Raw genomic sequence first — 14,520 nt, forward strand, 5'->3', positions numbered from 1 at the left:
CAGGGGTGGCACGCGGACGGGGTCACCCATACGTATCCGCGCGGACCCCCTCATTGGTCCTCTGTGCCGACCTCGTCCTACTGGTCGCGCACATCCCGCCACGCCCGTACGACCGCCTCGGCCACGTCATGTGCCCCCACCGGCGCCCCGTCCGAGGCGAACCTCCCGGCCAGGCCGTGCAGATACGCGGCCACGCTCCCCGCGTCCCGCGCGCTCAGCCCGGCGGCGAGCAGTGACCCGCCGAGCCCGGACAGCACGTCCCCGCTGCCGGCGGTGGCCAGCCACCCGGTCCCGGTCGGATTGACGCGTACGGCTCCGCCCGCGGCGTCGGCGATCAGCGTGGTCGAGCCCTTGAGCAGTACGGTCGCCCCGTACCGCGCCGCCAGTTCCCGCGCCGACGCCAGCCGGGCCCCCTCGACCTGCTCGCGGGCCACGCCGAGCAGCGCGGCGGCCTCACCGGCGTGCGGGGTCATCAACGTCGGCGCGGTACGGGCCCGTACGGCATCCCGGTCGGCGAGCCGCAGTCCGTCGGCGTCGATCAGCACGGGCACGTCGGCGGCGAGCACCTCGCCCACGTACGAGGCGTCGTCCCCGGCCCCGGGCCCGACCACCCACGCCTGTACGCGCCCCGCGTGCTTGGGCCCCTGGTCGGACACGAGCACCTCGGGGAACCGCGCGAGCACGGCGTCCGCGGCGGGACCGACGTACCGCACGGCCCCGGCACCGCCCCGCAGCGCCCCGGCGACGGCGAGCACGGCCGCGCCCGGGTACCGCGCCGACCCGGCCGCGATCCCGACGACACCGCGCCGGTACTTGTCGCTCTCGGCCCCGGGCACGGGCAGCAGCGCGGCCACGTCGGCATGCTGGAGGGCCTCCAGCTCGGGCTCGTCGGGGAGCACCTCCCCCAGCCCGATGTCGACGAGCCGCACGGACCCTGCGTACTCGCGGGCGGGATCGATCAGCAACGCGGGCTTGTGCGTGCCGAAGGTGACGGTCAGATCGGCCCGCAAAGCAGCCCCTCGCACCTCGCCACTACCCGCCTCGACCCCGCTGGGCAGGTCGACGGCGACGACGGGAACGCGGGCCTCGGCGACGACCTCGGCCAACCGCTCCGCGTCGGGCCGCAGCCCGCCGCTGCCGCCGATCCCGACGATGCCGTCGACGACGAGGTCGGCCCGCAGGACAGCTTCCTCGACGGGGTCGACGCCAAGATCGGCGTCGACGTCGCCGGCGGCGACCACCCGACCCCCGGCCCGCCGAAAGGCCGCGAGCCCTCCGGCATGAGCCCGCTCGGGCGCGAGCAGCACGGCGGCGAGCCCCGCCCCGCGCCGGGCGAGGCGCGCACCGGCGTACAGGGCGTCGCCCCCGTTGTCCCCGCTCCCGACGAGCAGGACGATCCGGCTCCCGTAGACGCGACCGAGCACCTCGGCACAGGCGACGGCGAGTCCGGCGGCGGCGCGCTGCATCAGCGCCCCCTCCGGAAGCCGCGCCATGAGCGCCCGCTCGGCGGTCCTTACCGTCTCCACGCTGTACGCAGTACGCATGCGTCGAGTCTCTCGCGCGGGCGCGCGCCACCGCACCCGGGCACCCGGCTCACCCCTCGGCGATCACCACGGCCGACGCGACCCCGGCGTCATGGCTGAGCGACACGTGCCAGGACCGCACGCCCAGCTCCGCCGCCTTCGCGGCGACGGTCCCCTTCACCCGCAGCCGGGGCTGTCCGCTCTCCTCGACGTAGACCTCGGCGTCCGTCCACAGCAGCCCGGCCGGCGCCCCGAGCGCCTTGGCCAACGCCTCCTTGGCCGCGAACCGGGCGGCCAGCGAGGCGACCCCCCGCCGCCCCCCGCCGGCCAACAACAACTCACTCTCCACGAACAGCCGCTCCGCCATCCCGGGCGTGCGCTTGAGCGACGCCGCGAACCGATCGATCTCGGCCACGTCGATTCCGACCCCGATGATGCTCATGCGGAGCACCTTATGGCGGGTGGAGAAGCTGACCTCGTCTTGACCCGGTGTTCCACGGGAGTTGGGGCCGGGGTGCGAGGGTGTGCGGCTGGTGAAGGAGCCGTACCCCTGTCCTCGTTCAAGGAGAGATGTATGCCCCGTGCCCTCAAAGCCGCCCGCAGAGCCGGCGCCGTGGCGCTCACGCTCGCTGCCGTCGGATTCCTGTCGCCGTCACCGGCGCAGGCCGCCGTCACCTACTCGACGCTGGTCAACGGCAACAGCTTCCAGTGCCTGGCGATACCCCACGCCAGCGGCGCCAACGATGTCGTTCCGGTCCAGTGGCCCTGCAGCGACGACGCCGAACAGCAGTGGTACCTGAAGCCGCAGGCCGACGGGCGCGTCACCATCATCAACAAGAACAGCCAGAAGTGCCTCGTCGTCGGCGGCGCGACAAGCGGCACGAAGCCCATTCAGTGGACCTGCGACTCGGACAACCCTCCGGGCCGGCAGGATCTCTGGATCCACGACAGCGACTTCCGCCTGCGCAGCATGTACGCCAACCTCTGCCTCGCCATCCCCAACTCCAGTACCACCAGCGGCATCGAGCCGATCCTGTGGACGTGCAACACGAACAACGACCAGACCTGGCAATGACCCGCGATCATGACATGCCCGCGCCCCAAGTACTGTTCCCCGTGACCCGTGTCCGCCGTTGCGGACGCGAACGCACGTCAACGGGAGAACGCACGCAATGAAGTTGAAGGCACTCGGCACCGCGGCAGCGGCCGTCGCCCTGGTCGGTACGGCGCTCACCGGCGGTGTCGCCGTCGCTCAGCCCGCCACCGCGGCGGCTGCCGCCCTGCCCACGGACTGCAGCAAGTTCCTGAGCCCCATCAAGCCCAAGGAAAGCGTCAACATCCGCACCAGCCCGAAGACTTCGGCCACCGCGATCGGCGTCTGGCCCAAGGGCAAGAGCGGTGCGATCTGCAACGACGGCAAGTCCTACAAGGGCGGCTCGTACACGGCCTGCGGCAAGACGAGCGACCAGTGGTACTACGGGAGTTACGGCTCGAAGAAGGGCTGGGTCACGAAGACCTGCACGTACTGACGGAACAGAAGGAGGGGTGGCCGGCACGCGCCCGTCCACCCCTCCCCGCGTTCAGAGCGACCCGCTCACTCCACCGTCACCGACTTCGCCAGGTTCCGCGGCTGATCCACCTCGTTGCCCCGAGCCGTGGCCAGCTCACACGCGAAGACCTGCAACGGCACGGTGGCGACCAGGGGTTGGAGCAGGGTCGGCGTCGCCGGGATCCGGATCAGATGGTCGGCGTACGGCACCACCGCCTCGTCCCCCTCCTCCGCGATGACGATGGTCCGCGCCCCCCGGGCCCTGATCTCCTGGATGTTGGACACGATCTTGTCGTGCAGCACGGACCGCCCCCGGGGCGACGGCACGACCACCACGACCGGCAGATCCGGCTCGATCAGCGCGATCGGCCCGTGCTTCAACTCCCCGGCCGCGAAGCCCTCCGCATGCATGTAGGCGAGTTCCTTGAGCTTGAGCGCACCCTCCAGCGCGACGGGATACCCCACGTGCCGGCCGAGGAACAGCACCGTGTTCTTGTCGGCGAGCGACCGCGCCAACTCCCGTACGGGCTCCATGGTTTCGAGGACCCGCTCGACCTCGCCGCCGATCTGCGCGAGGTCCCGGATGACGGCCCCGATCTCGTCGCCCCACTTGGTGCCGCGCACCTGACCGAGATACAGCGCGACCAGGTAGCACGCCACCAGCTGCGTCAGAAAGGCCTTGGTCGACGCGACCGCGACTTCCGGCCCCGCGTGCGTGTACAGCACCGCGTCCGACTCACGGGGAATCGTCGACCCGTTGGTGTTGCAGATGGCCAGCACCTTCGAACCCTGCTCACGGGCGTGCCGCAGCGCCATGAGCGTGTCCATGGTCTCCCCGGACTGCGAGATGGCGATGACCAACGACCGCGCGCCCAGGATCGGATCCCGGTACCGGAACTCGCTCGCCAGCTCCACCTCGCACGGAATCCGCGTCCAGTGCTCGATGGCGTACTTGGCGATCAGCCCGGCGTGGAAGGCCGTACCGCACGCGACGATGACGACCTTGTCGACCTCGCGCAGCTCGTGCACCGGGATCCGGACCTCGTCCAGCCGCAGCAGCCCCTCCGCGTCGATCCGCCCCAGCAACGTGTCGGCGACGGCCTTCGGCTGCTCGGCGATCTCCTTGAGCATGAAGTAGTCGTAGCCGCCCTTCTCGGCGGCGGAGGCGTCCCAGTCGACGTGGTACGAGCGGACCTCGGCCGGGGTCCCGTCGAACCCGGTGACCGTCACCCCGTCCCGCCGCAGCTCGACGACCTGGTCCTGCCCGAGCTCGACCGCCGACCGCGTGTGCGCGATGAACGCGGCGACGTCCGAGGCGAGAAAGGCCTCCCCCTCGCCGACACCCACCACCAGGGGCGAGTTCCGCCGCGCCCCCACCACCACGTCCGGTGCGTCGGCGTGCACGGCGACCAGCGTGAAGGCCCCTTCCAGCCGCCGGCACACGAGCCGCATCGCCTCAGCGAGATCGGCGGTGGCGGAGAACTCCTCGGCGAGCAGATGCGCGACCACTTCGGTATCGGTCTCGGAAGCGAGCTCATGCCCCCGCTCGGCCAACTCGGCCCGCAGCAGGGCGAAGTTCTCGATGATCCCGTTGTGGACGACCGCGACCCGCCCCGCGTTGTCGAGATGAGGATGGGCGTTCGCATCGGTCGGCCCACCGTGCGTGGCCCACCGGGTGTGCCCGATCCCGGTACCCCCCGCCGGCAGCGGCCGCTCCACCAGCTCCTTCTCCAGATTGACCAGCTTCCCGGCCTTCTTGCCCGCCGCCAGCCCCCCGTCCGCGAGCACGGCGACCCCCGCCGAGTCGTACCCCCGGTACTCCAGCCGCTTCAGCCCGGCCATCACCACATCAAGCGCCGACTGCGACCCCACGTATCCCACGATTCCGCACATGGGCGGCAGCCTAGACACCGAAAGCCGCCAGAACACGACACATCCTGCCCGATTTCGGAAATTGCGGCCGTGATCGAAAACAAGCCGATCCCGCTCTTCGTATTCACGTTTTCCACACAGGTGCAACACGACAGGAACACAGGGCCCCCTTGAGTGCGACAGGGTTTCGCTCCTCGCGCACCCGCCCACCGACCATGGGCGGCTTCGCGCCATCCCGCGTCAACCACCCAGGAAACCCTTACCGGGGCGCCTCAGCAACTGCCTAAAGTGACGCGAGCTTGACCGGCTCATGACCAAGCCACAAGCGCTCAGTCCAAGCCAGCGACCGGGGGAACGGTGTCGCCGCCACGCGAGCCGCCGCCGAAGCGGACGCCGCCGCTACCCGTGCCGAGGCCGCCGCCAAGCGTGCCCGCGCCGACTCCGATGCCGCCCAGGCCGCCAAGCTGAAGGCCGACGCCGCTGTACGCACCGCCACAGCGGCGGTCGCCGACGCCATCAAGGCTGCCGCACGCGCCGCCGAGGAGGCGAAGACCGCGGTCCAACTGGCCGACCAGGCAGAGGCGTTGGCCAAGACCGCGAAGAGCAACGCGAACGCGGCGCTCAAGGAGGCCGCCAACTCACGGATCGCGGCGGCGAAAGCCGCGGGACTCGCCCACGTCACCGCCCAGGCGGCGGTGGACGCGGCGAAGTCCGCCGAACAGGTCATCGCACCGGCCAACGACGCGATCCAGCTCGGTTCGCCCTATCTCACCACCGACTCGGCCGCGAGTCTCGTCGTACTGAGCGGGCAGTCGTCCAAGACGATCGCCGAGCAGCAGCAGGCCGTGGCCGTGGCCCACGTCCGCAACGCGTTCGAGGAAGCCGCTTCGGCTCAGTCCATCGCCGACCAGGCGACGGGCGACGCCAAGGCCGCACTCCAGCACGCGGCCAACGCCGCCGGCTACGCCAGCGATGCCCGCGGCTACTCCCAGGAGGCCCTGGTCTACGCGGCCGACGCGGCGGACGCCGCCGCCGAGGCCACGAAGTCACTCGCCCGCACGGTCGAGTACGACCGGCAGGCCACGGAGGACGCGGCAGCCGCCGACGCGGCAGCAGGCCGCGCGGAGGGGTACGCCACCTCGGCCCGCGCCGCCGCAGACCAGGCCGCCCTGGACGCAACAGCCGCCCACGCCGCAGCCGATGAAGCAGAACAGGCCGCCAAGGACGCCCGAGCCGCGGCCGACCGCGCGGACACGGCGGCGACGGAGGCGGAACAGGCGGCGAAGGACGCCGACAAGTACGCGACGGAGGCCCAGGACGCGGCCGACCGGACCGAGCGGCAGGAGAACGCACACCAGATCGAGACAGGAACCGTCGTCGACGAGGTAGGCGGCTCCATCGGCAACATGTTCTACGTCGTCGACCGTCTCAACAAGGTCGGCAGTCCGGAGACCGTGCGGAAGACGGACGGGTGCGACGGCTGGATCGACAAGCTCTTCTACAAGGGCGACTGCACCCTCACCACGAAGATCCGCTTCACGGCGGTCCTCGACCTGTACATGTGCACCGCGCAGGACCTGGACCTGGAGCAGTACCGCTGCCCCTCCAGCGCCACGGTCTACCTGGGCGAGCACCCGACCAGAGAACTCTCCAGCGAAGTCACGCACACCATCACGATCGCCGAGTACCAGCGGAACATCGACCCTGTCGACATCCTCTTCGGCAGCTGGATCAAATGCGTCCAGAAGATCGCCCCGGGCATCTCGGGCGGAAGCCTGAGCGGCTGCGCGTGGGCGGCCGTGGATGTCGCGAGCCTGTTCGCGGGCAAGATCCTGCGTCCCATCGCGGACGCGGTCAGGGCGGTGGACGCGGCTGCTCGGACCGGTATCGCGTTCGAGGACGCATGGAAGGCTCTGCGTTCCCTCGGACTGGCCGAAGAGGCCATGGCCGGCATCGGCACCAGGGCACTCAAGGAGTTGAACGATGCGTGCGCGGCCGCCGACGTCGCACGTGCCAGCGTGGCGGCCGAGCGCTGCTGGGTCGAGAAGGGAGGTCCCGGAGTCTGGCAGTGGGTCAAGGACGAAGCAAAGGACAAGCCTGCCGCTGTCGCATACGAGGAACAGGTAACCGGCATTCCAGTAGGCTTCGGCTACGTCATTCACGGCACGCCGAACGCGAGGGGATTCGTCAAGTTCGACGGATACAAGAACGGCGTTCTGCTGGATGCCAAGGGCGAGAACTACGCGTGGGCGGTCAAGAACGGCAGGTTCATACCGAGTTACAAGGGCGCTCAAAGCATGGTGGGCCAGGCGAACCGTCAGCTTGACGCCGTGCGGGCCGTCGGTGCGCACACACCGATCACTTGGCATGTGGCCGAAGACGAAGCCGCCGTAGCGATCAGGAACCTGTTCGCCGACAACGGCATTACTGGTATCAACGTCGTACACACGCCGAAGCAGTAGGGAGCGGTCTTGAGCGACGAAATACTGTCGGTCATTCCGGCGGATCCACAGTGGCAGCCCAGCCAGGACGGCGCAGACAGAGCGGTGCGGGCTTTGAACGCCCTGACACCCGAGGACGACGGAACCAAGGCGACCTGGCACGATGCGACCGTGTTCGTGGACTGCGGCAGCCTCTTCTACGAGGTCGCCTGTCCGCGGTGCGACTCGGTTCTGGACAGGACATGGTTGCGCGACCGGTTGAGTGAACTGTCCGAAACAGGTTCGTTCACCGTCATCGTTCCTTGCTGTGGGGCTGAGCTGACTCTGAACGATCTCGTCTACCGCGAGCCCTGCGGGTTTGCCCGGTTCGACATCTCGGTGTGGAACCCGGGCCGCTCCTGGCTGTCCGACAGCGAACTGAGCACCGTCGGCGAAGCGCTGGGGCATCCCGTCAGACAGATCAGGGCCCACTACTGACAGAGAACCGACTGACATAGCTCGTGAGGCCCTGCGGAAGCCAAGTCTTCGGCAGGGCCCCACATTTCTCCCCACCACAGCAATCCGGCAATACGCGGCAAAGGCAACCGGAGAATGAGGAACGTCATCCCCAAGTCGGGCTTCGAGGTCGAAGCGCCGGACAGACACGGTTTCGGGACCAGAGTCCAGGTGACGGGCTGATGACACCTCTCGAAGCGAGCCGAGAGGTCATCGAGCTGGTTCGCGCCGACGAGGACCGCGCACGGCACCACCACGGCTGCTCCCCCGACACCATCGCCCGTGCCGAACGCGAGATGGCTCTCACCTTCCCGCCCTCCTACCGTCTCCTGATCGAGGAGTTCGGCACCTGGGAGGTACACCACCCACCCGCACCGCACTCGGCCTCCCGCACCACTTCATGGTCCTCATGCACGACAACGTATGGGAGGTTGTGGTCCTCGACGCCTGCATCCGCTCGCCGATCACGTCCCCGCCGTGTTGATCACGGTCATCGTCATCGTGGTATCCAAGCTGGAGCTGCCCCCCGGCTCCCCCACGTGACGGACCCCACCCGCCACCCCGTTCAAACTCCGTTAACAATGGACTGTGATCTCTCCGGTCTCCCCGATGCCCCGGAGCGCCCACCGGCACAGGCCGGAGGCGACTCCCTACGTCGACCTCACCCGAGCCGAGTGGAGCGCGCTGCGCGACAAGACGCCGCTGCCGCTCACCGCCGAGGAGGTCGAGAAGCTGCGCGGACTCGGCGATGTCATCGACCTCGACGAGGTGCGTGACATCTACCTCCCGCTGTCCAGACTCCTCAATCTCTACGTCGGCGCCACGGACGGTCTGAGAAACGCGCTGAACACCTTCCTGGGCGAACAGGGCTCCCAGTCCGGCACCCCGTTCGTCATAGGCGTCGCCGGCTCCGTGGCGGTCGGGAAGTCCACCGTCGCCCGCCTCCTCCAGGCCCTGCTCTCCCGCTGGCCCGAGCACCCACGCGTGGAGCTGGTGACCACCGACGGCTTCCTCCTGCCCACCCGGGAACTGGAAGCCCGCGGCCTGATGTCACGCAAGGGCTTCCCGGAGTCGTACGACCGCCGCGCGCTCACCCGTTTCGTCGCCGACATCAAGGCGGGCAAGGACGAGGTCACCGCCCCCGTCTACTCCCACCTGATCTACGACATCGTCCCGGACCGGCGCCTCACGGTCCGCCGCCCGGACATCCTGATCGTCGAGGGCCTGAACGTCCTCCAGCCCGCCCTCCCCGGCAAGGACGGCCGCACCCGCGTCGGCCTCGCCGACTACTTCGACTTCAGCGTCTACGTGGACGCGAGCGGCGACGACATCGAGCGCTGGTACCTCAACCGGTTCCGGAAGCTGCGCCAGACCGCCTTCCAGAACCCGGACTCCTACTTCCGCAAGTACACCCAGGTCTCCGAGGACGAGGCCCTCGACTACGCCCGCACCCTCTGGCGCACCATCAACAAGCCCAACCTCGTCGAGAACATCGCCCCCACCCGAGGCCGCGCCACCCTCATCATCCGCAAGAGCACGGACCACAAGGTCCAGCGACTGAGCCTGCGCAAACTCTGACCGCTAGCCTGCCCCCATGCTCCACCTCCGCCTGATCACCCCGTCCACCCGCACCGACGACGTGGTCCGCCTGATCGAAGGAACCGTCGGCACCACCCACCTGGTCGTGCTGCCGGGCGCCGCCCGCGACCCCGCCGGGGACCTGGTGCTGTGCGACGTGGCCCGCGAGGCCGGCGACGAACTCATCGCCGGGCTGCGGGAGTTGGACCTGGACCGCACCGGTTCGATCGCCGTCGACAACATCGACCTGTCGCTGTCCGAGCGCGCCGACAAGGCGGAGGCGGACGCACCCGGCGAGGGCGCCGACGCGGTCCTGTGGGAGCACCTCGCCGACGCGTCGCACGAGGAGTCGACGCTCTCGGTCACCTACGTCGCCTTCATCACGCTCGCCACGATGATCGCGGCCTGCGGTGTCGTGCTCGACAACGCGATCCTGATCGTCGGCGCGATGGCGGTCGGCCCGGAGTTCGGCCCGCTGGCCGGCATCTGCACGGCGATCGTGCGCCGGGCGCCCCGCCTTGCCCTGCGCTCCCTGATCGCTCTGCTCGTCGGCTTCGCCGTCGCCATGCTGATCACGGTCGGCTTCAGCTACTTCATGGACGCCCTCGGCCAGTTCAGCAAGGGGAGCCTTGAGGCCGACCGCCCCAACACCAACTTCATCTACCGGCCCGACGCGTTCTCCTTCGTCGTGGCGGTCCTCGCCGGCATCGCCGGCACCCTCTCGCTGACCTCGGCGAAGTCCGGCCTCCTGGTAGGCGTGGCCATCTCGGTCACCACCGTCCCGGCCGCCGCGAACGCCGCCGTGGCCTTCACCTACAACGAGTACAGACAGGCCTGGGGCTCCACGGAGCAACTACTCCTGAACCTCTTGGGAATCGTCCTGGCAGGCACTTTCACATTGGTGACGCAGAAGTGGCTGTGGTCAAGCCAACGGCGCCGCCAGAACGCCCTGTAGGGCATCGACCTCAGGGGCGCGAGGCTGTGTCGATGTGCGGCTCCGCCGCTTGGGCGCGACCAGCCACAACAAACCCGCAGCCCGCACCACACAGATCCCCCACCCCGAACCCGGCCCGCGAAACTACCCCAGCGCCGACTTCACCGCATCGGCCAACCGCCCCGCCACAGACCGAGCCTGATCGATATCCGCCGCCTCGACCATCACCCGAACCAACGGCTCAGTCCCCGACGGCCGCAGCAACACCCGCCCCGTAGCCCCGAGTTCCCGCTCGGCCTCAGCAACGGCAGTCGCCAGCTCCGCCGAACTGCCCACCCGACCGCGATCGACATCCGGCACATTGATCAGCACCTGAGGCAACCGCTCCATCACAGCCGCCAGTTCCCGCAACGACCGCCCGCTGGAAGCAACCCGCGCCGCCAGCATGAGCCCGGTCAACGTCCCGTCCCCGGTCGTCGCGTGGTCGAGGATGATCACGTGCCCGGACTGCTCACCGCCCAGCGCGTACCCGTGCTCCTTCATCTCCTCCAGCACATAGCGGTCGCCGACGGCGGTCTGGATGATCGTCAGCCCCTCCCGCTCCATGGCCAGCTTGAAGCCCAGGTTCGACATGACCGTCGCGACAACGGTGTCCGACCGCAGAGCGCCCCGCTCACGCATCGCCAGCGCGAGCACGGCCATGATCTGGTCGCCGTCGACGTCGTCACCGGTGTGGTCCACGGCCAGGCACCGGTCCGCGTCACCGTCGTGCGCGATACCGAAGTCCGCCCCGTGCTCGACGACGGCCGCCTTCAGCAGCTCCAGGTGGGTCGACCCGCACCCGTCGTTGATGTTGAGCCCGTCCGGCTCCGCGCCGATCGTGATGACCTCGGCACCTGCCCGCGAGAACGCCTCCGGCGAGACCCGCGAGGCAGCGCCGTGCGCCTCGTCGAGGACGATCTTCAGCCCGTCGAGCCGGTTGGGGAGTACGCCGATGAGGTGGGCGACGTACTGGTCGAAGCCCTCGTTGTAGCGCCGGACCCGGCCGACGCCCGAGCCGGTGGGGCGGTCCCAGGGCGCGCCGGTGCGGTGCTCCTCGTAGATCTTCTCGATCCGCTCCTCCAGCTCGTCGTCGAGCTTGTGCCCGCCGCGCGCGAGGAACTTCAGTCCGTTGTCGGGCATGGCGTTGTGGCTCGCGGAGAGCATCACGCCGAGGTCGGCGCCCAGCACGCCGGTGAGATACGCCACCGCGGGGGTGGGCAGCACACCGACGAGCAGTACGTCCACGCCCGAGCTGGCCAGGCCCGCGACCACGGCCGCCTCCAGGAACTCCCCGGACGCCCGCGGATCCCGGCCGACCACCGCCGTGGGCCGATGCCCCTCGAAGGAGCCCGCCTCGGCCAGTACGTGCGCCGCGGCCACGGAGAGCCCGAGGGCCAGCTCCGCCGTCAGGTCCGCGTTGGCTACGCCCCGCACGCCGTCCGTGCCGAAGAGTCGTCCCACTTGTCCTCCTGAGGAAGCGTCAGTTACGGAAGCCGGTGCTGATGCAGTTCTTATGGATGCGGCCCGCACCCACGGCTTTCGCGTCCCAGGCGATCCATGCAGTTCATGCATTCATCGCCTGGCCATCCGATCACACAAGCCTTTGAGCGCCTTGTGCCGTTATACGCCCACCGTCGCAATAAACGAACGCCCCGACGGCACTGTGGCGTGCCGCCGGGGCGTTCGGAGTACGAGCAGGCAGCTGCGATTAGCGCTTGCTGTACTGCGGGGCCTTACGGGCCTTCTTGAGACCGGCCTTCTTGCGCTCGACCGCACGGTCGTCGCGACGGAGGAAGCCGGCCTTCTTGAGGGCGCCGCGGTTGTTGTCCACGTCGGCCTCGTTCAGGGCGCGGGCCACGCCGAGGCGCAGGGCACCGGCCTGACCGGAGACGCCGCCACCCGCGATGCGCGCGATGACGTCGTAGCGGCCCTCGAGCTCGAGCACCTTGAAGGGCTCGTTGACTTCCTGCTGGTGCACCTTGTTGGGGAAGTAGTCCTCAAGGGTGCGACCGTTGATCTTCCACTTGCCGGTGCCCGGGACGATCCGGACGCGGGCGATGGCGTTCTTGCGACGGCCCAGGCCGGCGGCCGGCTGCGGGTCGCCGAAGCGGGACGCGGTCGACTCCGACGTGTACTCGCCCTCGACGGGCGCGTCGGACTCGGTGGTGTAACTCTCGACGTCGACGAGCTCGGTCTCGGTCTCTTCGACCGGCTGCTCAACGGTGGTCTCGGCCACGGTTCTCCTCAGATTCTTTTCTGTCTTAGGGGGTGTGTGGCCGGAACTACTGCGCGACCTGGGTGATCTCGAACGGCACCGGCTGCTGCGCAGCGTGCGGGTGCTGGTCGCCCGAGTAGACCTTCAGCTTGCCGAGCATCTGACGGCCCAGGGTGTTCTTGGGGATCATGCCCCGGATGGCCTTCTCGACGGCCTTCTCGGGGTTCTTCGCCAGCAGCTCGTCGTAGCGGACGGAGCGCAGACCACCCGGGTAACCGGAGTGGCGGTACGCCAGCTTCTGGGTCTTCTTGTTGCCGGACAGGTGAACCTTGTCGGCGTTGATGATGATGACGAAGTCGCCCATGTCCATGTGCGGGGCATAGGTCGGCTTGTGCTTGCCGCGGAGGAGGTTCGCGGCAGTGGTAGCCAGACGGCCCAGGACGATGTCCTGCGCGTCAATGACGTGCCACTGGCGAGTCACATCGCCGGGCTTGGGGCTGTACGTACGCACTTCGCAGCCTTCTTCTTCAGTGGATGGGTGCTGACACATGGCATCACTGAAGCGATCGTGCAGCTGGGGACGACAATGGCCGGGGACGATGCCCGTATGCCGCCCACTGGTAACTGCTCCAGGGAACCTACGCAAGGGCCTGTGGTCCAGGAACGACCTGACCGATACGCATAACAAACCGTAAGAGTACCCGCGCCGCCCCGGACGGGTCAAAACGTGACGGCGGGGGCCGCTCCGGCCGACCGCACGGGCGCCTGCGTCCACCGCGACCGGCCGTGCACGGCGACCGTGACCGCCAGCACGCACAGCGTGAACGCGTCCTTGAACGCCCGCCGCTGGACCGTCTCCAGGTACGGCCAACTCAGCCCCGGCAACTGCGGCACCAGAGCCAGCCAGAACCACGGACTCCGGGCCACCGACCCGGCCCGCGGCAGCCCGGCGAGCAGCACCGGGAGCACGACGACCAGGTAATGGTCGTACGACGGCCTGGAGACCAGGAACGCCGAGAGCATCAGCGTCGCCGCGGTCTCGGCGAGAGACAGCGGCCCGGGTTCGCCGCGCCGCCAGCGCCGATACGCGCACAGCACCCCGGCGCCGGCCCCGAGCAGTGCCGTCGCCCCGGCCACCGCCGCGGGCATCCCCAGTCGCGGCAGCACCGCCGCCGGCGAGGCCTCGTAGAGCCGTACGAAACCGTCGTCGCCGCGGAGCAGGAACGGCAGGGTGCGGGTGAGGAAGCCCGCCGGGTCCGGCAGCAGGAGCGCGGCGCCGGCCGACGCGAGCGCCGGGAGCGCCACCAGGACCGCCAGGGCGCGCCAGCGGCGGGCGAAGACGAAGAGCAGCGCCAGCGGGGCCAGCAGCGGCTTCAGGGCGATCGCCGCACCCACCACCACGGCCGCCGCCACCCACCGGCCCCGGCTCGCGAGCAGCAGGGCCAGCGGCAGCGCGAGCGCGGCGGTCGCGGTCCAGTTCGCCAGCAGCACCAGGTGTCCGAAGGGCGCGAACCCGGCGGCCAGGGCGGCCGGGCCGAGGGCGGCGAGCCGGCTGCGGAGCGGGACGCCGTAGAGCCGTAGCGCACAGATCCAGCCAAGTCCGAGACACCCGGTCACCACCAGTGGTACCAGCACACGCAGTACAAGAGGGGACAACAGGGTCTGCGGGGCGGCCGCCAGGACCGCGCTCGGCAGATAGAGGAAGTGTGGATCGTCATACGGGGAGCCACCGGCCAACCAGGTCCGCGCGGCCCGTACGACGATCGCGTTGTCCATGCCTCCGTCCGAGGTCAGCCGGGCTGTGCGGGCCGCGGTGGCACCCAGCACGGCGGCGAGCACCACCCACAACGGCCAGGAAGCAGGTCGCACCA

At 69.5% G+C, this 14,520-nt stretch carries 12 protein-coding genes and 1 pseudogene; 6 read left to right on the top strand and 7 right to left on the bottom strand.

From position 1 onward, the window contains the following. Positions 1-77 precede the first annotated feature (77 nt). The gene (locus ACIP6U_RS07335; protein WP_401713986.1) at positions 78-1,544 is read right to left on the bottom strand and encodes an NAD(P)H-hydrate dehydratase; all 1,467 of its coding nucleotides are present in this window, start codon (positions 1,542-1,544) and stop codon (positions 78-80) included. 49 nt (positions 1,545-1,593) lie between these two features. Beyond that, positions 1,594-1,965, bottom strand: a complete 372-nt coding sequence (locus tag ACIP6U_RS07340) for a holo-ACP synthase (protein WP_401713987.1) — start codon at positions 1,963-1,965, stop codon at positions 1,594-1,596. A 132-nt stretch (positions 1,966-2,097) separates the two neighbouring features. On the opposite strand from ACIP6U_RS07340, the gene ACIP6U_RS07345 reads away from it, so the two are divergent. After that, positions 2,098-2,598 (top strand): RICIN domain-containing protein, encoded by a 501-nt coding sequence (locus ACIP6U_RS07345; protein WP_401713989.1) that lies wholly within the window; start codon positions 2,098-2,100, stop codon positions 2,596-2,598. 97 nt (positions 2,599-2,695) lie between these two features. After that, positions 2,696-3,052, top strand: a complete 357-nt coding sequence (locus ACIP6U_RS07350; RefSeq protein WP_401713991.1) for a hypothetical protein — start codon at positions 2,696-2,698, stop codon at positions 3,050-3,052. 65 nt (positions 3,053-3,117) lie between these two features. On the opposite strand, the gene glmS is transcribed toward ACIP6U_RS07350, so the two are convergent. After that, on the bottom strand, positions 3,118-4,965 hold the full coding sequence (glmS, locus tag ACIP6U_RS07355; protein WP_401713993.1) for a glutamine--fructose-6-phosphate transaminase (isomerizing): 1,848 nt from the start codon (positions 4,963-4,965) through the stop codon (positions 3,118-3,120). 341 nt (positions 4,966-5,306) lie between these two features. On the opposite strand from glmS, the pseudogene ACIP6U_RS07360 reads away from it, so the two are divergent. The 4 genes and pseudogenes from ACIP6U_RS07360 to ACIP6U_RS07375 form a co-directional block, all read left to right on the top strand. Next, positions 5,307-7,406: pseudogene (locus ACIP6U_RS07360) on the top strand (Tox-REase-5 domain-containing protein); the annotation flags it as partial. Between the two features lie 9 nt (positions 7,407-7,415). Then, positions 7,416-7,862 (top strand): hypothetical protein, encoded by a 447-nt coding sequence (locus tag ACIP6U_RS07365; protein ID WP_401713995.1) that lies wholly within the window; start codon positions 7,416-7,418, stop codon positions 7,860-7,862. A gap of 627 nt (positions 7,863-8,489) precedes the next feature. Continuing rightward, positions 8,490-9,458 (top strand): type I pantothenate kinase, encoded by a 969-nt coding sequence (coaA, locus tag ACIP6U_RS07370; protein WP_401713997.1) that lies wholly within the window; start codon positions 8,490-8,492, stop codon positions 9,456-9,458. A gap of 16 nt (positions 9,459-9,474) precedes the next feature. Beyond that, entirely contained in the window at positions 9,475-10,413 is a 939-nt protein-coding gene (locus ACIP6U_RS07375) for a DUF389 domain-containing protein (RefSeq protein WP_401713998.1), read from the top strand. 123 nt (positions 10,414-10,536) lie between these two features. Here ACIP6U_RS07375 and glmM read toward each other — a convergent pair whose 3' ends face one another. The 4 genes from glmM to ACIP6U_RS07395 all read right to left on the bottom strand — a co-directional run bounded on the left by glmM (position 10,537) and on the right by ACIP6U_RS07395 (position 14,518). Beyond that, positions 10,537-11,895 (bottom strand): phosphoglucosamine mutase, encoded by a 1,359-nt coding sequence (glmM, locus tag ACIP6U_RS07380; RefSeq protein ID WP_401713999.1) that lies wholly within the window; start codon positions 11,893-11,895, stop codon positions 10,537-10,539. Between the two features lie 247 nt (positions 11,896-12,142). Next, positions 12,143-12,670, bottom strand: coding sequence for a 30S ribosomal protein S9 (rpsI, locus tag ACIP6U_RS07385; protein ID WP_280878442.1), 528 nt, complete (start codon positions 12,668-12,670; stop codon positions 12,143-12,145). A gap of 46 nt (positions 12,671-12,716) precedes the next feature. Then, positions 12,717-13,160, bottom strand: coding sequence for a 50S ribosomal protein L13 (gene rplM, locus ACIP6U_RS07390; protein WP_401714001.1), 444 nt, complete (start codon positions 13,158-13,160; stop codon positions 12,717-12,719). Positions 13,161-13,369: 209 nt separating this feature from the next. Continuing rightward, entirely contained in the window at positions 13,370-14,518 is a 1,149-nt protein-coding gene (locus ACIP6U_RS07395; RefSeq protein WP_401714003.1) for a glycosyltransferase 87 family protein, read from the bottom strand. Positions 14,519-14,520: the final 2 nt, after the last annotated feature.

Origin of the sequence: Streptomyces sp. NPDC088794, assembly GCF_044750545.1 — a bacterium.
In the GTDB taxonomy this organism is placed as follows: Bacteria; Actinomycetota; Actinomycetes; order Streptomycetales; family Streptomycetaceae; genus Streptomyces.

Excerpts from the sequence above, each read along its gene's own strand:
- ACIP6U_RS07335 (WP_401713986.1), bottom strand. The coding sequence starts at position 1,544 with ATGCGTACTGCGTACAGCGTGGAGACGGTAAGGACCGCCGAGCGGGCG.
- ACIP6U_RS07340 (WP_401713987.1), bottom strand. The coding sequence starts at position 1,965 with ATGAGCATCATCGGGGTCGGAATCGACGTGGCCGAGATCGATCGGTTC.
- ACIP6U_RS07345 (WP_401713989.1), top strand. The coding sequence starts at position 2,098 with ATGCCCCGTGCCCTCAAAGCCGCCCGCAGAGCCGGCGCCGTGGCGCTC.
- ACIP6U_RS07350 (WP_401713991.1), top strand. The coding sequence starts at position 2,696 with ATGAAGTTGAAGGCACTCGGCACCGCGGCAGCGGCCGTCGCCCTGGTC.
- glmS (WP_401713993.1), bottom strand. The coding sequence starts at position 4,965 with ATGTGCGGAATCGTGGGATACGTGGGGTCGCAGTCGGCGCTTGATGTG.
- coaA (WP_401713997.1), top strand. The coding sequence starts at position 8,490 with ATGCCCCGGAGCGCCCACCGGCACAGGCCGGAGGCGACTCCCTACGTC.
- ACIP6U_RS07375 (WP_401713998.1), top strand. The coding sequence starts at position 9,475 with ATGCTCCACCTCCGCCTGATCACCCCGTCCACCCGCACCGACGACGTG.